The organism is Streptomyces longispororuber (genome assembly GCF_024448165.1).
GTDB lineage: Bacteria > Actinomycetota > Actinomycetes > Streptomycetales > Streptomycetaceae > Streptomyces > Streptomyces longispororuber_A.
Genome location: NZ_JAMOLN010000050.1, coordinates 1 through 20,421 on the forward strand (window position 1 = coordinate 1; position 20,421 = coordinate 20,421).

Consider the following 20,421-nt stretch of genomic DNA (forward strand, 5'->3'; position numbering starts at 1 on the left):
GACCGTGGCCTCGCGGGAGGTCTCGGCGATGCCGTCGGCGCCGTGGAAGATGCGCTCGCCCCATGAGCTGAGCTTGGTCGCGTCGAAGCCGATCGCGAGGTCGAGAACCGGGTCGGTGTTTCCACTCCAGGACCAGGCGAGATAGCCGAGGTCGAGCTGCTCGGCGGTGGCCATCATGGTGTCCTCGTCGGGGTCGCCCCATTGGTCGGCCGGTCCGCCGAACTCGCCTATGAGGATGGGCAGTCGCGCGTCGACGAAGGCGTCGAGGTAGTCGGTGATCTCCTGCGCCGTGTCGAAGACGCTGTACATGTGGATCGAGAAGATCAGGTTGCCGGTGGTGTCGGCGTCGTAGACCTGCTGGGCGTTGGCCTTCATGACGCCCTGCCAGTCCTGGCCCCAGTTGGGGGCGTCCACCATGATCGTGTGCGCGAATCCGGCGGCGCGCAGTTTCTGGACGGCGGCGACGGTGGGAGCCGTCCAGCCAGCCGGGTCGGTGTTGCCCCAGGGTTCGTTGCCGATGTTGATGACGACGTAATCCTCTTCGCCGGCCAGGACGTCCTTGAGGCTGATCCAGTAGTCGGCGGCGTGATCGAGGGTGCCGGCGGCCGCGTCCTCACCGTAGCCGGTGGTGTCGTGCACCTCCAGTACGCAGATCAGGCGGTTGGCCTTGCAGTCGGCGACGACGGCCGCCACGTCCTCGGCGCTGTTGCGGCTCCAGCGGTACCCGTCGGACAGGACGACGCGCACGCTGTTGGCGCCGAGCTTCTTGATGTCGGCCAGCGACTGGGTCTGGCCGGGGTACCAGGTGTGGGCGTGGTTGACACCGCGCATGACGAAGTCGTTGCCGTTGCCCTCGACAAGACGTCCGTCGCTGATGTGCAGACCGGTCGCGGCGGCGCGGGCGGCGGCGGGCGGGGCGAGGTGGGCTGCGTAGGCGGGCGGGGTCACGGCAAGCAGGCCGAGGAGGACGACCACTGCGGACAGGACCGCCAACAGGCCTTTACCGGACGGGCTGTTGACACCCTTGAGGCCATGACGCCTTTTGAGGTGGCTGATGTTGTTGAGGGTCGCACTTCTTCTTCTCACTGCGGCTCCGGAAGGGGTGAGGGGCGAGAGAGGTGGGGCGCGACGAACATATGGGAGCGCTCCCATATAGCCAGGGAGGGCAGGGACACGTCAAGAGGGCGATGGGAGCGAGGACGCGCTGGAGCGCGTCGCCGCCCGCGGGCGGGCACAGCGGAGGTCGCCCGACCACGTTGACGGTCACCACGCGCGGGAGTGGGAGCGGCACGCCACAGCCCATCCCTGCGAGCTCAGGGTCGACGACTCCGTGACAGCCAGGCACGGTGCGGGCAGGCACGGCCGGCGCCTCGTGCATGGTTGGCGGCCGTGCCACCACATCGGGGTGTCTTCTTGAACTTGCGATGCGGTGGCGTGATCACCTGGCCACCGGTCTGGGCGCCACCAGGCCCTGATATCCCGCATCGGCGAGGATGCACAGGTCACGGTGCCGGCCAGGCGCCCTGCAGACGGCCGTCCCACGCAGTGCCGTCATTTCCCATGACCATTCACTCCGCCACAGAGCGCCGAACGGCTGACGAACTGACGGAGAAACGAGGTCGGTTGAAGTGGACGAAGCCAGTCTGTCCTTCTCACGAACCGCTGCCCCGGTGGCAGGACACCCGCGGCCGAAGGATTGCGGGGCGGCTTCCGGTGCTTGTGCCGAAGGTCGGACCGGCCCGTAGTCCCGAGCGCACGAGGCACCGCACCGCACCGCACCGCGACACCCATACCGACACCGACACCGACACCGACATCTGGAATGCGCACGCCGCGCCCGTCCCAGCGGGTGTGTGACCCCGCCGGGACAGATGCGGCCGCTCTTCGCGCAGCTATGCCGCGTCGATCCGCGCAATACTTCCGCCCAGACCGAGCACGTACAGTTCGCCGTCGCAGTCCTGTACGAACGAAATGACCTCGCCCCCGTTGACACCGAGGTCGTTCACTGCGGTCACCTTGCCGTTGTCCAACTCCAGGGAGCGTACGGTGCCGTCGCAGTAGTCGCTGAACACGTACTGGCCCTTGAGCTCCGGGAGGGCATCCCCGCGGTAGACGTAGCCGCCGGTCACCGAACACCCAAGACCCGTGCGGTCGTACTCGTGGATCGGAGGCACGTGGTTCGCCGGCTCCGTGCCGCCCCGGAACGGATGGGTGCCCTCCATCTGGGACCATCCGTAGTTCTCACCGCCGTTGCTGCTCGCCGGGGCCCGGTCGATCTCTTCCCAGTCGCTCTGGCCGACGTCTCCGATGAAGAGGTCACCGGTGTCGGCGTCGAAGGAGAACCTCCAGGGGTTGCGCAGGCCGTACGACCAGATCTCACCTCTCGCGCCTGCGTCATTCACGAAGGGGTTGTCCGCCGGGATCGCGTACGGCGTGCCGCCACGGGGGTCGATGCGCAGCAGTTTGCCCAGCAGGGTGTCGAGGTTCTGTCCGTTGCCGTGCGGATCGCCTCCGGAGCCGCCGTCCCCGAGGGCGATGTACAGGTAGCCGTCGGGGCCGAACTTGATGTCGCCGCCGTTGTGGTTGTTGTAGGGCTGCGTCTGTGTGAGGACGGTGCGCCGCGTCTTGGGCTGGATCTTGCCGTGCCGCACGGCGAACTCGTCGATGGTGCTCGTTCCTTCGAGGTTCGTGAACGAGATGTAGAGATGCGCGAACTTCTTGTCGAACGCGATGCCCAGCAGGCCGCGTTCGCCGTCGGTGGTCGTCTCGGCGGAGATGTCGAGCACGGGCGCACCGAGCCCGCGGTTGCCCAACACCCGGACTGTACCGGCCCGTTCGGCGATCCAGACCGTTCCGCCGGGTCCAGCGGCGCCTGCGGTCGGATTCTGCGCTGTGGCCACGTTCGTGAGGACCACCTCCGGCACCTCCTGCCGCTCTGCGGGTTCGTCCGCGGACGCGGTGGTCAGAGCGAGGGAGGCAAGCAGACAGATGGTGACGATCATGGCCGAGCTTCTCGCGCGTACTTTCACCGTGATCCTCCTAGAGGCGGCGAGCTGGGGCACCCGGCTGCTCGGGACACGAGGATCCGCATGGCGCACACCAGCACGCAACCTGGGTGGGGGACGGCCGTACCACTGGCGCGCCTGAGAATACCGGGACACGAGTTGCTGGTATAGACCAAGAACGTGGCACTCGAATCAGCCAGCGACACAGCTCGCTCCGCGCGGCTTCCCGTAGCGGTTGACGGACACGGTCGAAGCTCAGGCCGACGACCCGCCACGCCTGGCCAAGTATCCCTTCCATGTCCACAAGCAACGGACCTTCGACCGGAGCGGATCAGAGTGCGGCATCCCGGGCCACTGGCCGGGACCAGGCTGGCGGATCCTCCGCAAGATCCAATGCGGTATGAACCGGATCACCGACCTCGTACATGCCGCCCTCGCACTGTATGGATGATCTCGGGCTGGACGGCTGCACTTGGTTCCTGCTGAGACCTGCGTCAGATGTGGGCTCTGATCTGCTTCACGGGGTGCCCGAGTGCGTCGCCGACAGCGGCCAGTTCCTCATTGCTGAACCAGTCACGTTCGGGGTTCCAGATGGCGATCTCGAAGCGGGCGAATCCGCACGGCCAGTCGTAGTCCAACACGTCAAGCGATGTGGTGGCGCCGCAGCAGGGCACTTCCACGGCCAAGGTGGCGAAGCCGTCCTCACAGTGGCCTTCCAGCAGGTCGGCGTACCACTCGGTGTCGATCGAGGTGCCGCAGTGCGGGCAGCCGATCCGTTCCAGGTTGTCGCCGCAGTCGACGGGGGTCAGGCCGTCGTGCCAGGTGACGTCGATCTCGACCTCCACGCCATCGGGCAGGCCGCGAGTCAGGTCCGCGGCGAGCGCGGCAGCCCGCTCGGCCGCCGCACGGTCGGGCTGCCACTGGGGATCGGTCGGGATGATCGACAGGACGTCGTCGCTCATGGGCTTACTCAATTCGTCGGGCACAAGCCTTCCGGCGCGGTGCCGCGATCGTAGGACCACGTGTCAGGCCGGCCGTTGGCTGGGTCCACTTCTCGTGTACGGCACGGCCAGCACCGGCGAGGCGGCCGTCGACAGGCCCGATGGGCGCTGGATCTGCCTGATCCAGCGCGCGACGGCGCGGTGGATCCCGGGCCGGTGCAAGGGCCAGTGCAAGGGCCAGTGCAAGGGCCAGTGCAAGGGCCAGTGCAAGGGAGCATGCCTCCTTGCACTGGCCCTTCGTCGTGTACTCCGGGCCGGGAATCAGTTACGGGTGATCTCCACCGTCGCCTCAGCAGAGGAGGCGCCGTGCCAGTGGTCGCCGCCGTACGTCACGACGTAGCGGACCTCACCGGGCTTGGCCGGGGCGTCGGTCGCCGTGAAGGTGCCGTCGGCCGCCACCGGTACGGCGCCCAGGGAGACGCCTTCAGGGTGGGTGGCGTCGTGGCGTGTGACCGTGACTGTGGTGCCTGGAGCGATTCCGGGGGTCAGCGTGCCGGTGAAGGTCAACGTCCGGCCCTTCCTGCTGGTCGCCGGCGCGTCGAGGGTGAGCGCCGTCTGCACCGTGGCGTTGACCTGGAGCGAGTGGAAGCGGAGCCCCATGACCCCGCTCTCCCCCGTCACGGCGAAGAGCCGGCTCCCGTCCGGCGCCCAGGCCAGGCCCCGGACCACCGGGCTCTGCGTGGCGGCGCCCAGCTCGACCGTGGTCAGCGGAGCCGGGGCACTCGGAGCGTACAAGGACACGTCCGGTACGTCGGCGCTGGTGTTCTGGGCGCCCCCCGCCACCGTGCCGTCGGGTCCGGCGGCGACGGCCAGGGGCGAGGCGGGCGCCGTGTGCGTCGCCACGTCCGATAGGTCGTCGAGGCGGAAGGCCCGGTACCCCGGCGAGATGAGGGCAGCGGTCAGGATCGTACGGCCGTCCGGTGTCACGTCGATGTCCCGCAGACCGTTCATCTCGGTCCCGGACAGCACCCGCCGCTTGGCCGTCACGGGCGAGCCGCTGCTCACGTCGTACACCGTGAGGGTGTTGCGGTTGGGGTCGCCGGTGCCGGCCACCAACACGTTCGGGTCGGCTGGGGAGGTGACGAGCTCCGCCCCAGAGTCCAGCGAACTGTCCAGCCCCAGTTCGACGACCGGCTCGGCGCCGCGCACGTCGATCGAGCCGAGGTCCCCACTGACGCCGTAGCCGAACCACAGCTTCCCACCCGCGACCGCCACGCCCCATGGGGCTGTGCCGTCACCCACGTGGTACCGCGCGGTCTCCGCCAGCGTCGCGGTGTCGTACGCCACGATGGTGTCGATGTCCCGCGCGGCCACGTACAGGGTCTGGTTGTCGGGCGAGAGCGCCAGCCCGCCGGCCCCCGGGAGGCCGCCCAGCCACGCGCTCTTCCCGTCGTAGTCCGTCACCACCACTCGGCCGTCGGCTCCGGCCGGCATGCTGAGGAAGATCCTCTGATGACTCCCGTCGACCTTCATGTCGGCGAGCTGGTACAGCGGCAACGACACACCGGTCGCCGCGTACGCCGACGTGGCCCCCGGTATCGCCAGCAGTACTGAACCGAGTGTCGCAGCGAACGTGGCACCCAGCATGCGTCTGTATCTGCGCACGGCAGAACCCCCCTCTGTGTCCTGTGAGTTCGCACCGGCAGCCCCCCTCGACCGACCGGTGGAGACGGCGCATGACGCCGTCGCCGATCATTGTGCGTCGCGATGGGTGAATCCGGCGGACTATTAGGCAAGAAAAGCCAAGAAACCAGGCTCTGTTAATAAGCCCCCGTCTTGGTGGCCTTGCCGACACGGTCACGGCTACGGCTACGGCAGACCCGGGCACCAACCCGGACCGCCGCACGTCTACAGAGGTGCCCCCGAAAGACCCCGATCAGGAAGAACGCGTCATGCCCCAGCAGATCCCCGAGCGCGTCGCCGGATACTCGCACCAGTTCGACTCGCTCTTCGAGGAGTACTTCGACCGACTGGGCGCCGGACTCGACACGCCGTCCTTCAGCCGGTTCACCCCGGACTGCCTGCGACTGCTGCGGGAGTTGTCCTTGCGGGGCGGGAAGAGGATGCGGGTCGTCCTGCTGCACGAGGCGGCGCGGCTGGTGACGGACGAGCCGGTCGCAGGACTGGACGCCGCCGCGCTGAGCATCGAACTGCTGCAGACCCATGGCCTGGTGCACGACGACCTCATCGACGACAGCCCCGTCCGCCGCGGCGGCCCGTCCACGTACTACGTCTACCGCGAGCAGTTCCCCGATCACCCGCAGGCGGCCCTGGGGCTGACGGTGCTCGCCGGCGACCTCGCCCTCGCCCTGTCGCTGAGGGTGCTCCAGGAGGCTCCGGTACCCCTGGCGGTGCGGCAGGCCATGCTGGACGTCCAGACCCGGGCGGCAACCGACACGTTCATGGGCCAGATCATCGACCTGGAACGCGACTTCATCGCCGCACCCGACGAGAAGGTCCTGCACTGTGTGGCCGACTACAAGTCCGCCCGCTATTCGGTCCTCGCACCCCTGCAACTCGGCCTCCTGGCCGCGGGCGAGGAACCGGCGTGCTTCGAGAAGGAGTTGCGTGGCTACGCGCGGCTGGTGGGAATCTGCGGGCAGATGCGCGACGACTACCTGGACCTGTTCGGAGACGCGACCGCCCTCGGCAAGCCGATCGGCACCGACCTGCGCGAGGGCAGACACAGCTACACCGTACGTGCCCTGCTGTCGGCGACCGACGACACCGAGCGCCGGGTGCTGCGGGCCGCGCTCGGCGACCCGAACTGCCCCCCGGAGACCGTTGCGAAGGTCCGGGAGATCGGCGAGCGCCGGGGCGTGCCGGGCAGCATGCAGGCGGACATGAACCGCTTCGCCCGGGAGGCGTCCGCGGTTGCCGCCCGCTGGCGGCCACGGTGGCGAGAAGAGGCGGTCACCTTCTTCGAGCGGCTGCCGCTGTGGAGCGTCGAGCGAGTCATGTGAGCCATGGGCCGCCGCCCATGGCGGGCCTACAGGGGGTTCGGCCTCGGCCGCTCACTGCACTCATGGCCGGAGCCTTGACGACGTGCCACGCAGTAGCACTGGGTACTACCTCTTTCGTCGTCTCAGGCAGCACCCGCCGCAGTCCCGGATGCCGCCACGTATCTGCTGGTATCCCGCGCCGAAACTCTCGCGCAGCTGGGCCCCGACAGGGGTCAGTTCGACGTGGCGGCTGCTGCGGATGAACAGGCGTGCGCCGATCTGTCGCTCCTGCTTGGCAAGGGACTGACTCACAGTTTGCGCCCGACGATCTCCTTGCCCGCGTCGATGCCCTGGCTCGCAGCGGGAACCGAGGTGGAGGTCTTCACGCTCTGCGCGTCGACGATGCAGGTCGAAGGGTGCCGGTCCTCGCCCTCTTTCGCCCGCACAACTCCCGCAGCAGGCCGTCGAGGTGGGAGAAGATGCCGTCCTTGTGCCAGTGCGCGGAGCAGCCGTAGACCGACTGCCAGGGTGGGAAGTCGCGCGGCAGCACTGACGCGCGGGTCGCGCCGAGCCGAGCATCACCAGGCTCCGCCGGACAGAACCCGGAGGCCCTGACCGGAGAGCGGATCGGGGCGTGCCAGGAAGAAGTACCATCGTCGCCGACGTGGCGAGGTGAAGGCCGTCGCTTACTGACAAGGCGGGGTGAAGCGTGGAACAGAAGAAACCCTGGAAGATCCAGTGGCATATCGCCGCAGATGGAAAGGTGATCAAACAGCGGTCCCGGGGCAGCGCGGAGCACGAACAGCTGTTCCAGCATTTTGCGACGACGCGGACGCCGAAGATCGAGCAGCTCGATGCCATGGAGGAGGCGCTGCAGCGTGCCAGCACCTCCGGTGAGCGAAGGTCCAGGATGCTCCTCTACCTGGCCTACACGGCTCTCGCAGGGCTCGTGGCCGGGATCGTGTCTGCCTGGGCCGGCATCGATACCGGGTTCTTGACGCTGGGGTCGCTCGCTGCCGTAGTTCTCCTCGGGCTCAGCACGGGCGTCATCATGCGGACGTCGATCAGTCGCTATCAGCGCGCCCACCGGGAGGCCGGGTTCGAATCGTCGAACGGCGTCACGCTGGCCGCTCGCGAGGCCCGCATGATGATCAGTGGTCCAGGTGCCGTCTCGGGCAGGGAGTTCGCCGCCGTCCGAGCCTGAGAGCCGATGTGGGTAGCGTCCTCAGAACGGGAGCGGGCAGCACCGCTCCTTAAGCAGGACGCGGCAGTACCGCGTCGAGGACGTTCGCAGGAGTGTCGACTCCCGAGGTGGGCGCGGGGGGCGATCGGAACTGCTGGATCGGACAGTTGCCGTTCGCGCCCGCGCTCGGGTGGCGGACGTGCCCGCCAGTAGATCGTCACAGCCGTGGGGTCCTGCTGCGCACCGGACAATGGCTCCTGCCAGTTCGCGAAGGCGGTCCAGGCATCCGACGTGGTGATCACAATGGGCTGCGGGGATGCCTGCCCGGTCTTCCCCGGCAGGCGGTATCTGGACTGGACGCTCGCAGACCCGGCCGGTCAGGGCATCGCGGCGGTCCGCCCGATCCGGGACGAGATCGAGGTGCGCATCCGCGGCCTGCTCGCCGATCTCCTGCCCACGGTGTGATGGCGCGCCGGTGCGTCAGCTGCAGGAGCCGATCGTGCGGCCGTCGCGGGGAACGGCAGCGAGGCCGAGTGCAGTTGGCGTGCTGGTAAAGGTCCGAGGCTTGACGGCCATGAGCCCGCCCATGGAGGCGACGCCATCAGGTGGCCGCGGCGGCGCCGGCGCATGTGGGGCAGCGGCGCCTGCAGCGTGGCCACCGCCCCGAACACGTTGACCGCGAACTGCCGCCGCGCCTCGGCCAGCGGGGTTTCCGCGAAGGTTCCCTCCAGGCCGTGGCCGGCGTTGGCGACGACGACGTCCAAGGGGCCGACGCTCCGCTCCACCTCCGCCATCACCCTCGACACAGCGGCGTCGTCCGTCACATCCAGGATGCGGCCGTGAGCATGCCCGGGCTTGAGCTCTTCGAAGGCCTGCCGGTCCCCCAAGGTCTGCATCGGGATTCGCCTCTGAGGATGCGCGGGAGGGTACGGGGCACGGTCCATGACTCCGATGGATCCGTTGTCCGGACGCCGAAACCTTGAACACCGGAGCTCAGTCGAGGCTCACCGACGATGTCGCCTTCCGGCTCTGCACCAGCTGCGCGTACGCGCCGTCGGCGGCGATGAGCTCCTCATGGGTTCCCTGCTCAACTATCCGGCCCTGATCGACAACGACGATCAGGTCTGCGGAACGCACGGTACTGAGCCGGTGCGCGATCACCACGCGGGTGCAGCGGAGTTCGCGCAGGTTCTGCTGGATGGTCTCCTCGGTGAGCGTGTCGAGGTGGCTGGTCGCTTCATCCATCAGCAGGACACTCGGCCGTCCGACCAGGGCCCGGGCCAGCCCGATCCGCTGGCGCTGGCCGCCGGACATGCCGCTGCCCCGCTCTCCGAGGGCGGTGAAGTATCCCATCGGCATGCGCTCGATATCGGCCTGCAGGCAGGCGATCCCGGCGGCCTCGACCACGTCGTCGGGACTCACGTCGGGCCGGTTGATCCTGATGTTGTCGAGAATGGTGCCGCTGAACACCGCGTTGTCCTGGACGACCACGCCGAACCGGGAGCGCACCGACTCCACATCGAACCGGTCGATCGGAGCGCCGTCGAGGAGCACGCGGCCTTCCACCGGCTGGTACAGCCCGAGCATGAGCCGCGCCAGCGTGCTCTTGCCCGACCCGGATCTGCCCACGACCGCCACCGAGCTGCCGGCGGGTACGTGCAGGTTGACGGCGTCGACGGCGGGCGGTGCGTCCGGTTGGTACTGGTAGCGCACCGACTCCAGGCGAATGTCGCCGCGGACGACGGGGATCCGGGGCCGGGGCTCGGGCTGTTCCGGGGGTTCGGCGAGCACGTCGCGCAGGCGTCGTACGTGTACGCCTACTCCTTGCAGGGCGTGGTACGTCCGGGAGAGCGTGGAGATGGGGCCGAGTGCCATGCCGGCCAGTGTGTTGGCGCCGACCAGCGTGCCGATGGACATGTGCCCGTCCATCACCAGCCACGCGCCGGTCCACAGCAGCGCCAGCGGGGCGCCGAGTCTGGTCAGGTCCATGACGCCGTCCATCGTGTTGCTCACGGTGCCCTTGCGTCGGGTCGCGGCGAGTTGCCGTTCGTACAGCTCCTGCCAGCGGTCGAGGGCGACCCGTTCGGCGCCTGCCGCCTTGAGGGTCTCGATGCCGGAGAGCGACTCCACGAGCTGTGCTTGCGCCAGTGTCATCTCTCCGATCTCCTGGCGGCTGGCGTCTCGCACCCGGGGGGTGAAGGCGAGCGCGACGGCGATCTGGCAGACGGCCGCCCCGAGTACCACCAGGGCGATGGCGGGGGCCACTTGCCACAGGATGACGATGTAGAGCAGGCCCATACCGCCGTCGAGGACGAGGGAGAGTGTGTGGGAGGTGAGTACCTCGCGCACCAGCATGCTGCTGGAGACACGTGTGAGGATGTCGCCGCTGTTCCTGAGCTGGAAGTAGGGGTACGGCAGCCGGAACAGGTGCCGCAGGAAGGACGTCATCAGGGTGTGATCGATCCGGTTCCGCAGGTGCAGCAGCAGCTGGTTCCGGGTGAAGCCGATCAGCGCCTGCCCCACGACCAGAGCAGCGATGCCCAGCCCGATGGTGTGCATCGCCCGGGGCGAGTTGCCGGCGATCACGTCGTCCAGGATGTGCTGGGTGATCAGCGCGGGGAGCAGCCCCAGGGCGGTCAGGAGCGCGGATACGCCGAGTAGGCCGGCGATGAGTGAGGGACGTCGCGGGGCGTACTGGGCGAGGAAGCCCAGAACCTCGCCGCGTGGTCTGGCCTTGGCCTGGAATTCGGGGCCGGGGGTGAGAGTGAGCACCACGCCGCTGAAGGAGCTGTCGAACTCCTCGCGGGAGACCTTCTGCCGGCCTTGGGAGGGATCCACGATCGTGGCGTGGTGCTCGCTGAATTCCTCGAGCACGACGTAGTGGTTGAGGTTCCAGTGCAGCAGGGCGGGGAGTCTGAGCTGTTTGAGCGCCCATGACTCCGCCTGGTAGGCCTCGACCGTCATGCCGTACTCCTCGGCGACGGCGGCGAGGGCGGCGGCGTTCGAGCCGTCGCGACCGATGCCGAGACGGTCGCGCACTTCCGGCACGGTCACATGGTGGCCATGCGCGCAGACGAGCATGGCGAGGGCGGCGGCTCCGCACTCGGCGATGCTGTCCTGCAGGAGTACGGGTACCCGGGTGCGGGCTCCGCCGGGACGGAACCCCACCCGCCGACGGTCACCCATCAGAGGGCTTCCTGCCTCGACGGCGGATCCAGCAGCAGCACGGAGGGAACCTGGTCCGGATAGGCCAGCCGCAGCAGGTTGTAGCCGACGCCGGCCCTGCCGTACATCAGCCCGGGGAGGGCTTCGGGAGTGAGCTGGCCGGTGAGCCAGCCGTCCTTGCCGAGCTCCAGCAGAGCGGCGACCCCGCGCTGGACACGATGTGCGCCGTCGTCGTCCCCGCGGTGCCGGGCGGCCAGGTGAAGGAATTCCAGGTTGCCCAGGTCGCCGTGGCAGATGCTGTTGTTCCCGCAGGACTGGAACGCCCCGTCCGAACCGAAGTGGACCATTCGTGCGGTGCGTTCCGCGATCCGCAGATCCTCGTCGGCCAGGGCCCTGAGCGAAGGCGTGGCGTCGTCGGCCCGTCCGAGGGAGCAGAGGATGCCCAGGCGGCTCATGCCGACGCCGGGGGCTCCGTGGCACCAGGCCATGCCGTAGCCGCCGCCTCCGCCCATCTCCTCGTACCGGAGATCGGGCCAATTGCCCAGGCCGGCGTCGAGAGTGGACCGCTCGTAGCGCAGGACCTGTTCGATGATCTGTGGGTACTCGGGCCGCGGCCGCACGGCGTGCAGGCGGGCGAGCGCGTAGGCGATGCCGGAGGCGCCGTGGGACATCCCGGTGAGGGGCACGGGGCCGAGCCTGGTCTGCCACCCGATGCCTTCGCCCGTGGGTCCGGCGGCGCGCAACAGCCGTTCCGCCGCCAGTTCGGCGGTGCGCAGAGCGGCGGACTGCGGGCGCACGGCGTGCAGCGCAAGCGCCGCAAGGATCGCTCCCGCGCTGCCACTGATGATGTCGTAACTGACGTCATAGGCGATGTGCCGGTCGAGGCTGGTCAGGGTGCGCTCGGCGGCGTCGAGGAGGTCATCCCGTGCGTGGAGTACCGCGGCGTGGGTGAGGTAGTAGACCATGCTGCCGGTCACGCCGAAGGCGCCGGCGTCGGCGTGCTCCGTCAGGGCTTCACGGAGCAGCGGAGCGGGTGCGTCCTCCATCTGCTCGACGAAGGCGATTGCCTGCCTGTGCAGGGAGCCCGCCGTGAGCTCCGCGTACTCGAGCAGGCGGGGATCGCCACTGAGCCGAGCCGCGGCGGAGAGGAACAGGCCCATCCCGGGAGTGCCGGAGTACAGGTCTGTCGTGGTCGGGCCGACCTGCCAGATCGCCTCGTCGATGAAGTTGAGTCCGATCCAGCCCAGTCGCTCTCCGTCCTTGATGGCCGCGTCACAGAGGCTGTGCGCCAACTGGACGGCTGCCGCCAGCGAATCCTCCGGGGCGGTGAGCCGGTCCGGGAGGTCCAGAGTGACGAGGCCGGTGTGTGGTGTCGAGGCCGGCTCCAGGGAGTCGAACGCCCGGCGGATCAGCATGACCTGGGTATCGAGGTCGTTCTCGTCGAGGCGAGCGAGCCGCCTGCGTGCGACTTCGATGGGAGGCTCGTCGAGCACGTCAGAAATGGTGATGCCCTCGCTGTCCACCAGATCACGCGAGCCGGGCAATGACGAGAAGAAGGGGACGTCACCCCTGCGCAGGTCGCGCAACTCCGACGGCACCAGCTGTTCCCAGGACTGGGTGCCGTCGGCGGTGAGTGCCAGGCGGGCGAGGAACCGGTCACGGTCGAGAGCGTCGCGCAGGAAGTCGGGATGCTTGCTGTCCTCCAGAAGGCACTGGTAATACGCCGTGGCGCGGACGATGTGCCTCATCTCGACATCCGCGAACCGGTCGAGTACGGACGACCAACTGCTCTTGTCCTGGGCGATGGCGCGGTGGGTCCAGACGAAACCCGCTTCGACTTCGGAGGCATATCCGCGGGCATCGACCACCTCGCCGTTCAGCTCTGCCCTGCTGGTGGTGTCACCGGGCATCTCCACGTGCTGCTCGACGAACCTCATCTCATCGGTGCCGGCCTTCTGCGGGACGGGAACAGGAATGAGGGTCTTCTGTTGCCCCTCCACTCCCACAGGGCTGGTCTCGACCGCGTGGGCGACTCCCTCGTTGCGGACGATGAGTTTGGAGGGCAGCAGTCCGACTCGCAGCACGCCGTCGACCATGAGGTCATCGGCCGGCGTGGACCAGAATCCCCCGGCTGTCGGCAGAGCGCCGTGGAACAACGCCTCCATGTCGACCATCACCGGGTACGCGCCGTGCGCGATGACGTTCTCGTGGTGGACGTCGACGCCGCACAGAGCGTAGTTCAGGGCAAGCAGCGCGCCGGTGCGCCAGAAGAATCCACGGACTTCGGCATCCGACCGGCAGGACTGATGGTCCACGAAGCCGGACCACCCGTAGTCCTCGCCCGCCAGCGTCCTCGGCGCGACGAGGTCGTAGTCGGGGCCCTGGCCATGGAACCAGCTCAGGACCTCTCCCCATGCGACGTCGGAGGCAAGGGACCGGGGCTTGTAGACGAGCTTCTGGCGCGTGAACGTCACGATGGCGACACTGCGGCCGCGACGGTGGGTGTCACCAGCTCCGAACTGTACGTCGACCAGGTCGCCGAGCCCTCCGTCACACCAGGTGTCGAGCTCGTCGACGTCGGCAAGGAGCCGCTCGGCGAACTCGGCCCGGGACTCGACCCAACCCGTGAGGATGTCGCCGAGGTGACGGAGGAGAACGGAGTACTCGGCCCAGAGCTCGCTCTGGGCGGAGTCCTCGCCGAGCTGCCGGACGAAGTCGGCGAATCGGTCTTCGGGGGTGTCCCCGTGCAGGCGTCCTTCGACCCGGGCGACGTTCAGTTCCAGCACCATGGTCCGCACCACGGCCGCATTGATGTCCTGCTCCGGCCAGGCTGCGCAGAGTACGTCGGCGATACCGGCGATCCGGGAATCTGCGGTGAGTTCGGACAAGCGCCGATGGAGTTCGCGCTGGCTGCCGTGGATCAGTGCCGCCGCGGGGGCCACCAGCGAGGTGTCGAGGCCTTTGGCGAGACAGGACAACGACTCGTCCGGCTCTCCCGCTTCCGTACGCCGCCTCAGGTCCCGCACCCAGGACGGCACAGGTATCGACCCGGCCCCCGGCCCCAGACGGGCCTGGAAGTCGTCGAGGCCGAATCCCAGTGCCCCCACCAGCGTGGCGACGGATTCCTCCGAGCCGAAGACGTCGAGCCACCGCTTCATCTCGGCTGCTCCGTCGGTAGCTGCCGACGGAGTTCGCTCATGCAGGAACGCCGCGTTGGGCCAGGGGAAGTTACGAACAGACATGTCCTGCCTTTCAAGGGGCGCTCCCCGCGCCGCCGGGCGGCGACGCGGGGAGCGCCGATGTGTCCAGGGTGCTGATCAGCAGACCGACAGGGTGATGCTGCAGAGAGCCGGATTGGTCATCGTGAACGTCTTGGGAGACGAGCAGCAGCCGATGCTCAGCAGCGTCTGCGTACCGCCGCCGGCGGCGCCGGCGAGCTCGGTGGCCTCAAGGTGAATCAGGCCGGGCGTCCCGGAGGGGTGCTCCGGGCTCGCCGAGAGGGTGCTGCGGTACTCCGGGTCTTTCCAGGCACGGACGATGTCCATGTGTTTCCCCTTTACTGGTGTGAGGTCAGCAGCAGCCGAGGCTGGAGTAGCCCTTGGTGCCATCGCAGGCCGCGACGCTGAGGGTGACCCCGGCGCACCACCACGACGTTCCGCCGGCCACCTGCGACAACTGCGTGCGGGACATGCCGACGATTCCGGCCGGGTTCGCGGGAATCGCTTCCCGGTCAGCCCCGGAAAGGGCGGCCCGGTACTCCGGGTCCTTCCATGCCTTTACTGTGTCCATTTCCTTCTTCCTTCTCTTTCTCTCTTTGGTGACGGGATGCTCAGCACACGGCGAGACTGACAACGCACCAGGACGAGACCAGAGTCGCGGTCTTGGTAACGCCCCCGAGCCCCGCTTCGCCGCCTCCTACTACTGCCGCGAGCCCTGCGGAGTCGAGCTTGCTGACCCCGGGGTTTCCCGACGGATGCCGTGGAGGGGTCGCCAGAGTCCGGCGGTACTCCGGGTCCTTCCAAGCTCGTACGGAATCCATTTCGATTCCTCCCTTTTGACGGACCGGCAAGTTCCAGAAATGACTTCGATAGAACGTGAACTCTGGCCCTTGCCTCTGATGAGAAGTGCCGAGGCAGGCGCTGCCGGACGCGAAAACTGTCGGCCGCGTCCGTCCAGCCCGTTCACTTTGCGGGGTCAGCACCATGCCTCCGCCGACACCGAATATCGCAGGTGCCCGAGGAGCTGAGGAACCAGGAACGGTGGCCAGATCTGGTCAACTGGTCGGAACATCCTGCCTATTCACGACCTGTCACAGAGATGCCACGGCTCAGTCACCGGGCCAGGTGGCACCTTCCGTCTCGCGCGTCGCGGCTCCTAAGCTCCAGGCACCACCCACTGGCCGGATCCATCCCCGCCCATCCCCCACGGAGTGACTCTTGCCTGCGCATCACATGGCCGTCCTCGGCATCACCGCGGTGGAGGAGGAGGTCTACCGGCTGCTGCTGCGCAGCCCCGGCGTCGAACTCTCCGAGGTTCACCTGCTGGCGAGGCAAGCACCGATCGTGCTGGACGCGGCAGTGCGCCGGCTGACGGAACTGCACGTCATGCGCGAAGACGACGGCAAGGCCTGGCCGCACTCCCCTGACATGGTGGTGAACCGGCTGGCCCAGCAGCGCCTCGAGGAGCTCTACCACACCATCCGTACGCTCTCGGATCTGAGACCCATCGTGGACTCCCTGACGCTCGAGTCAGGCGAGCGGGGCCCGGATCCCGAACACGCCCCGGTGGAGCGGCTGATCGGCCTGCCCGCCATCCGTGAGCGCCTGGACGAACTGGCCTTCTTCGCCCGCTCGGAGATTCTGGCCTGCGAACCGTACGACGCGCTGACCCCGGAGAACATCGAGAGTGCCCGCCCGCTGGATCTGCGCTGCCTGCGCCGCGGCGTCGTCGTGCGCAACTTGGTCCGCGCATCGGCGGTGGCGGACGACACCACCCGGGCCTACCTCCAGGAACTGACCGCGGCAGGGGCCCAAGTCCGGGTGATCGAGGACCTGAGGGAACTGATGCTCGTGTACGACCACCGCACGACGCTCGTTCCGGTGGACCCGAAGAACACGTCCAAGGGTGCCCTCTGCTCGAGCGAGGAGGGGATCGTCACCACCGTCGTCAACAACTTCGAGCGACTGTGGGCGGGAGCCGATGAGTTCACCGACGTGGTCGGGCCGGGGAACCGCTCGTCCGACGAACCCGAACTGACCACTCTGCAGGCCGAAGTGTTGCGAGCGATGTGTACGGTCAGCAAGGACGAGACCGGCGCGCGCCAGGTGGGCACGGCCCTGCGCACGTATCGCCGCTACATATCGGAGTTGATCCGGATCCTCGGTGCGGAGAATCGCGCCCATGCGGCGCTGCTGGCCCGGGAACGGGGCTGGATCTGACGCCCCGGGCGCCTGCCGTCAACTGCCCAGCCACACCTGGGCATCCGCCCACAGTCGCTCGAAGTGACGGACGACGGTGCTCACCGTGCTGGGTTCCGTCGTGACAAACATGCCCTCGGCGAAGTCCGGCAGTGCGACGGGCACCAACGCGGTGTGCCCGTCGCACACTGCCGTCACGCAGTCCGAGGGCACCACCCGCACCTGCGCCCCTGCGACGGCCAGCCGGCCCAGGTGGGCGGCGACCGCCGGGGCGGCCGGCAGGGCCTGCCCCACCAGAAGCCGCATCCTGACACCGCGATTCAGCATCCGCAGGCACAGTGGCATGGCCAGCCGGGAGACCCAGCTGTCGGTTCCTGCGCAGGGCACACACGCCAGCACCTCGTCGCGGGCGCTCCCGGCGAGCTCCTCCACGCGCGGCTGCAGCACGGCGGGATCGCTGATCCGTTCCACCGGTCGGCGGGCGGGTTCCGGTGCGCCGTCGTCCTCCCCAGGACGGCCGGCCCCCGTCGACTCGTCCTCCAGCGAGCGCACCACCCCGTAAGTCTGCGAGAGGCTCTGCATGATGGTGTGCAGTTCGGCCAGCAGTTGCTCCGTCAGCCGGCCGACCACTCGCTCAGGTTCCTCCGGCCACAGCAGTCCGTCCCGCTCGACCACGGCTCCCAGGTCCTTCAGCCGCCTCACGGTGGCCGCGCCGGTTCCGTACGGGTGCCAGGACGCGGCGGCGATCGTGCGGGCGCTCCGACCGGGGTGCCGCAGGACGTGCCGGTACGTCTCCTCTTCCGCAGGCGTGAGACCCAGGGCCTGCATGCGGTGCATCGACGGTGCTCCTCGGGGGATCGGAAAAGAGGTACTGCACAAGCGACGGTCCGGACACCGTGTTCGGCGCCCGGACCTGGACCGGCCCCGCTGGGCCCTCTCGCCTCGAAAGGTTCAGGTCTTCGGCTCCTCCTGCCAGCCGTTGGCCGGCCCGCAGTGAGCGCCCTTGGGGTCGAGACAGGGCTGCGACACCACGGTGCCGTCGCCGCTCGCGAACGTGATGCTGCCCGTGACGGCGGCGAACACCCCCGCCGTCGCCAGCGCAGTCAGCACCGCTGCCGCGATCCTCCGGCCGACCCGGCTGGTGACGGTACGCATCATGCGTCTTCCCTTCCAGCGCCCCTGGGCGCCGCTTCTAGAGAGCTGTCCGGGCCTGATCCCCGGCCGCATCACAAGAATCGCAGCGATCTCTCCCCTCCCACAGATCTTCCGCTGGCAGGCTCCTGACGCCCGTCGTGCACGATCCTGCCAACTCCCCCGGCCAGCATGTCCCGCACGGGCCGGGTCACCAGCCCCTCATCGCCTGCCGCCGACTCTGTTCCTGAATCGGGGCTCCCTACAGGGACATACCGCAGTACAGGTGCCGTTGCGAGCCCGCGTCGCGGGCCAGTTCGGCGAGGCGTCCCAGGAAGTCGGCCAAGAGCCCTGGGTCCTGGCCACCACCGTCCTCCGTGTGGGTCCATGCGGCGGCGGTCTCCAGCAGGCGCTCCGGGGTGGCCACTGCGAGAGCATCACGGAGAGTGTCCGTGAGTGAGACGAGCCAGGGCCCTTCGTGCCCCGCGTCGTTGAGCAGTTCGCAGAAGCGCGGGATAGCTTCCACTTGTTCCTCGGATGCTCCTGTCAGGAGGGCTTCGACGGCTGCGAGGAGCAGGTAGGGATCTGCTCCCTTGAGGCCGAGCGTGCCGAACGGGTCGTCCATGCAGTCGTCTTCGAACAGCGCGAGGGCCTGCCTGTCGTCGGTGGCCGCGTAGTAGTCGTAGATATTTCCCATGCGTGGATCGTGTCAGCCCGGGGCGGCACCACTCCGGGGATCTGTCGGATCAGGTGATGTCGAGGGGCGTGTCAGGGATCGGAGGGCGTCGCGGCGTGTCCGAGGAACGCAGCACTAGGGTGACCCCTCATGGACTGCCTCAACGATGACCTGCCGTTGCTGGAGTTGCTGTGTGCCGCTGACGAAGTGCGGGTCCCCGGCGAACTCGAGTCGTCAGGCCCTCACGAGAACGCTCCGCACGCGATCGTGAACACGTACGTGGTCGACGGAGGCCGGCTGCTTCTCAGTCTCTGGTGCGGTCGGCTGCACGAGGTGATCTACCAGACCCCCGCGGAGTCCGTGGAGGACGCATCACGGCGCAATGACCGGCGGCCAGGCGTTCCGGGGGCGACGCGCAGGCCGGAGATCCGGAGCAGCAGCGTCCGGGCACGCGTGCTGTTGGTGTACGAGTGCAGCCGCGCCAGGTCGGCCAGGATGAGTGCGTGGGAGCGGCGTTCCCCGCGCGGGCGGACGCGGAGCGCGGATCCGCCGCGCGCCCGCCCCGTGAGCCGGAGCGGGCGCACGCCGGTGGTGCGGGTGCGCGGCCGGTTCTGGCGCCGCTACTCGGCCGCCGCCCTGTGCTGCTGACGGCTGGGCGATCCCTCCCAGCCGATCTGCCAGCCTCACAGCCACCGCAAGTGCCGCCGCAGGAGGGACTCAGGAGCTTCGCCTGTACGCCGGGCACAACTGGCTCACCCTCGCCCATCTGCCCTCCTACGCACCGGACTTGACTCCGGCGGAGCGCGTCTGGTCACTGCTGCGGCGCATCCGACATCGCCCCGACCGGGTCGACTGGTGCCTCACCGGCACCGCACGCAACCCGACCCGCCATCCGACAACACACCGAGAAGGTCAGTCATCGCGGGATCGTTGCGGTGCGGCGGGCGTCAGCTGGTCCACAGGACCGGGGTGTCGCTGTAGGCGTCCCCCTCGTCGAACTCGGCGCCCGTGACCGGGGCGCCCGTGGTGGCGCTCAGGCTGCACGTCTCGAACGAGGCGCCCTTGGTGGTGAACTCGGCCGACGCGTTCTCGCTGTCGCACTTGCCGGGGATGTCTCCGATCAGGATGACGCCGGTGCCCTGGCCGTTCGAAAGGACACCTCTCAGCTTCAGTGAGGCGTACGACAGGTCGGTGCCGCCGACGTTCTCCACCTTCAGCTTGATGAAGTAGGGCGTCATTCCCTTCGCCTTGGTCCCGAACTTGGCCATGTCGGACTCGACGCCCTTCGTGATCGCCGTGACGGTGACCGCGATGGTGCCCTTCTTCTTGCTGGTGTACTCGAACGGCAGCACCGCCCGGTCGCCCACCTTCAGCTTCGAGCCAGGCTTCGTCACGTCACCCGCGGCCGGGGCCTCTCCGCCTTCGCTGCCGCCCTCGGCGGCGGCCGGGCTCTCCGAGGCAGGCGACTGCGGAGCGGACGCGGCGGGTGACTCCTTCGTCGCCGAACCATCCGTGTCGTTGCCGTCGCTGCAGCCCGAGATCCCGAGTCCGACGGCGGCCATGGCGGCCGCGAACGCGATGTGTGCCTTGCGCATGTGTACTACCCACTTACTGGTGATGAGCTTTACCCGTGGCGGCGTTCGCCTCTGCCGCCCACAGGGGCAGACGGCAGGATAGACACGGCGCGCGCCGCTCCCCCGCGAGCTTGCGGTCCTGAGGCGGGGGTGCGTGGACATCTACACCGGACATCGACAAGATCTCCTCGAACACCCGCTGTGCGAAGGCCTTGGAGTCCAGGCACAGCGTGCTCGGTTCGGCTTCCAGGGACAGAGCTGAACACGTGTTCTGTTCCGGGTTGCGCGAACAAGCTCAGTGCTCCCGACGCCAGGTTGGGGCCCGGC

Annotated in this window: 17 protein-coding genes and 3 pseudogenes; 4 read left to right on the forward strand and 16 right to left on the reverse strand. The window is 68.5% G+C overall.

What is annotated here, in order from left to right; all coding sequences use genetic code 11:
- From M4J07_RS16610 to M4J07_RS16625, 4 genes are all read right to left on the reverse strand, one after another.
- Nucleotides 1-975 (reverse strand): glycoside hydrolase family 5 protein (locus M4J07_RS16610; RefSeq protein WP_374215051.1); only part of this gene is annotated, 975 nt, incomplete at its 3' end.
- A 917-nt stretch (nt 976-1,892) separates the two neighbouring features.
- The gene (locus M4J07_RS16615) at nt 1,893-3,029 is read right to left on the reverse strand and encodes a PQQ-dependent sugar dehydrogenase (protein WP_255972585.1); all 1,137 of its coding nucleotides are present in this window, start codon (nt 3,027-3,029) and stop codon (nt 1,893-1,895) included.
- Between the two features lie 470 nt (nt 3,030-3,499).
- Nucleotides 3,500-3,967: a hypothetical protein gene (locus M4J07_RS16620; RefSeq protein ID WP_255972587.1), complete on the reverse strand. Its 468-nt coding sequence runs from the start codon at nt 3,965-3,967 to the stop codon at nt 3,500-3,502.
- Nucleotides 3,968-4,267: 300 nt separating this feature from the next.
- Nucleotides 4,268-5,611: a hypothetical protein gene (locus M4J07_RS16625; RefSeq protein ID WP_255972588.1), complete on the reverse strand. Its 1,344-nt coding sequence runs from the start codon at nt 5,609-5,611 to the stop codon at nt 4,268-4,270.
- 287 nt (nt 5,612-5,898) lie between these two features.
- Between M4J07_RS16625 and M4J07_RS16630 the strand changes: the two genes are divergently transcribed.
- Entirely contained in the window at nt 5,899-6,969 is a 1,071-nt protein-coding gene (locus tag M4J07_RS16630; RefSeq protein ID WP_255972590.1) for a polyprenyl synthetase family protein, read from the forward strand.
- 105 nt (nt 6,970-7,074) lie between these two features.
- Here the strand turns inward: M4J07_RS16630 and M4J07_RS16635 are convergent, their stop codons facing one another.
- Nucleotides 7,075-7,260 carry a LysR family transcriptional regulator gene (locus M4J07_RS16635; RefSeq protein WP_374215049.1) on the reverse strand — a complete coding sequence of 62 codons (186 nt, stop codon included), beginning with the start codon at nt 7,258-7,260 and terminating at the stop codon, nt 7,075-7,077.
- 2 nt (nt 7,261-7,262) lie between these two features.
- A pseudogene (locus M4J07_RS16640) lies at nt 7,263-7,495 on the reverse strand (transposase); the annotation flags it as partial.
- Nucleotides 7,496-7,657: 162 nt separating this feature from the next.
- Between M4J07_RS16640 and M4J07_RS16645 the strand changes: the two are divergent.
- Together M4J07_RS16645 and M4J07_RS16650 are read left to right on the forward strand one after the other, a co-directional pair.
- Complete coding sequence (locus M4J07_RS16645; protein ID WP_255972591.1) at nt 7,658-8,152, forward strand: hypothetical protein; 495 nt, start codon at nt 7,658-7,660, stop codon at nt 8,150-8,152.
- A 249-nt stretch (nt 8,153-8,401) separates the two neighbouring features.
- Nucleotides 8,402-8,596: pseudogene (locus M4J07_RS16650) on the forward strand (phosphotyrosine protein phosphatase); the annotation flags it as partial.
- Nucleotides 8,597-8,698: 102 nt separating this feature from the next.
- Here M4J07_RS16650 and M4J07_RS16655 read toward each other — a convergent pair.
- From M4J07_RS16655 to M4J07_RS48515, 6 genes and pseudogenes are all read right to left on the reverse strand, one after another.
- Nucleotides 8,699-9,012: pseudogene (locus tag M4J07_RS16655) on the reverse strand (SDR family NAD(P)-dependent oxidoreductase); the annotation flags it as partial.
- 112 nt (nt 9,013-9,124) lie between these two features.
- Nucleotides 9,125-11,317, reverse strand: coding sequence for a peptidase domain-containing ABC transporter (locus tag M4J07_RS16660; RefSeq protein WP_255972593.1), 2,193 nt, complete (start codon nt 11,315-11,317; stop codon nt 9,125-9,127).
- Entirely contained in the window at nt 11,317-14,454 is a 3,138-nt protein-coding gene (locus tag M4J07_RS16665) for a type 2 lanthipeptide synthetase LanM family protein (protein ID WP_255972595.1), read from the reverse strand. Before M4J07_RS16665 ends, M4J07_RS16660 begins: the two co-directional genes overlap by 1 nt.
- A 159-nt stretch (nt 14,455-14,613) precedes the next feature.
- Nucleotides 14,614-14,841 carry a mersacidin/lichenicidin family type 2 lantibiotic gene (locus M4J07_RS16670; RefSeq protein ID WP_255972596.1) on the reverse strand — a complete coding sequence of 76 codons (228 nt, stop codon included), beginning with the start codon at nt 14,839-14,841 and terminating at the stop codon, nt 14,614-14,616.
- Between the two features lie 25 nt (nt 14,842-14,866).
- Nucleotides 14,867-15,085, reverse strand: coding sequence for a mersacidin/lichenicidin family type 2 lantibiotic (locus M4J07_RS16675; RefSeq protein ID WP_255972598.1), 219 nt, complete (start codon nt 15,083-15,085; stop codon nt 14,867-14,869).
- 40 nt (nt 15,086-15,125) lie between these two features.
- Nucleotides 15,126-15,500: a mersacidin/lichenicidin family type 2 lantibiotic gene (locus M4J07_RS48515; RefSeq protein ID WP_374215050.1), complete on the reverse strand. Its 375-nt coding sequence runs from the start codon at nt 15,498-15,500 to the stop codon at nt 15,126-15,128.
- 247 nt (nt 15,501-15,747) lie between these two features.
- Here M4J07_RS48515 and M4J07_RS16680 point away from each other — a divergent pair, with 247 nt between their 5' ends.
- Nucleotides 15,748-16,734, forward strand: coding sequence for a helix-turn-helix transcriptional regulator (locus M4J07_RS16680; protein WP_255972600.1), 987 nt, complete (start codon nt 15,748-15,750; stop codon nt 16,732-16,734).
- Between the two features lie 18 nt (nt 16,735-16,752).
- On the opposite strand, the gene M4J07_RS16685 is transcribed toward M4J07_RS16680, so the two are convergent.
- The 4 genes from M4J07_RS16685 to M4J07_RS16700 form a co-directional block, all read right to left on the reverse strand.
- Nucleotides 16,753-17,550: a TrmB family transcriptional regulator gene (locus tag M4J07_RS16685; protein WP_255972601.1), complete on the reverse strand. Its 798-nt coding sequence runs from the start codon at nt 17,548-17,550 to the stop codon at nt 16,753-16,755.
- Between the two features lie 114 nt (nt 17,551-17,664).
- Nucleotides 17,665-17,871 (reverse strand): hypothetical protein, encoded by a 207-nt coding sequence (locus tag M4J07_RS16690; protein ID WP_255972603.1) that lies wholly within the window; start codon nt 17,869-17,871, stop codon nt 17,665-17,667.
- A 235-nt stretch (nt 17,872-18,106) separates the two neighbouring features.
- The gene (locus M4J07_RS16695) at nt 18,107-18,541 is read right to left on the reverse strand and encodes a hypothetical protein (protein ID WP_255972605.1); all 435 of its coding nucleotides are present in this window, start codon (nt 18,539-18,541) and stop codon (nt 18,107-18,109) included.
- 926 nt (nt 18,542-19,467) lie between these two features.
- Entirely contained in the window at nt 19,468-20,115 is a 648-nt protein-coding gene (locus M4J07_RS16700) for a hypothetical protein (RefSeq protein WP_255972607.1), read from the reverse strand.
- Nucleotides 20,116-20,421: the final 306 nt, after the last annotated feature.

Excerpts from the sequence above, each read along its gene's own strand:
- M4J07_RS16620 (WP_255972587.1), bottom strand. The coding sequence starts at position 3,967 with ATGAGCGACGACGTCCTGTCGATCATCCCGACCGATCCCCAGTGGCAG.
- M4J07_RS16630 (WP_255972590.1), top strand. The coding sequence starts at position 5,899 with ATGCCCCAGCAGATCCCCGAGCGCGTCGCCGGATACTCGCACCAGTTC.
- M4J07_RS16660 (WP_255972593.1), bottom strand. The coding sequence starts at position 11,317 with ATGGGTGACCGTCGGCGGGTGGGGTTCCGTCCCGGCGGAGCCCGCACC.
- M4J07_RS16665 (WP_255972595.1), bottom strand. The coding sequence starts at position 14,454 with ATGAAGCGGTGGCTCGACGTCTTCGGCTCGGAGGAATCCGTCGCCACG.
- M4J07_RS16670 (WP_255972596.1), bottom strand. The coding sequence starts at position 14,841 with ATGGACATCGTCCGTGCCTGGAAAGACCCGGAGTACCGCAGCACCCTC.
- M4J07_RS16675 (WP_255972598.1), bottom strand. The coding sequence starts at position 15,085 with ATGGACACAGTAAAGGCATGGAAGGACCCGGAGTACCGGGCCGCCCTT.
- M4J07_RS48515 (WP_374215050.1), bottom strand. The coding sequence starts at position 15,500 with ATGGTGCTGACCCCGCAAAGTGAACGGGCTGGACGGACGCGGCCGACA.
- M4J07_RS16680 (WP_255972600.1), top strand. The coding sequence starts at position 15,748 with ATGGCCGTCCTCGGCATCACCGCGGTGGAGGAGGAGGTCTACCGGCTG.
- M4J07_RS16685 (WP_255972601.1), bottom strand. The coding sequence starts at position 17,550 with ATGCACCGCATGCAGGCCCTGGGTCTCACGCCTGCGGAAGAGGAGACG.
- M4J07_RS16690 (WP_255972603.1), bottom strand. The coding sequence starts at position 17,871 with ATGATGCGTACCGTCACCAGCCGGGTCGGCCGGAGGATCGCGGCAGCG.
- M4J07_RS16695 (WP_255972605.1), bottom strand. The coding sequence starts at position 18,541 with ATGGGAAATATCTACGACTACTACGCGGCCACCGACGACAGGCAGGCC.
- M4J07_RS16700 (WP_255972607.1), bottom strand. The coding sequence starts at position 20,115 with ATGCGCAAGGCACACATCGCGTTCGCGGCCGCCATGGCCGCCGTCGGA.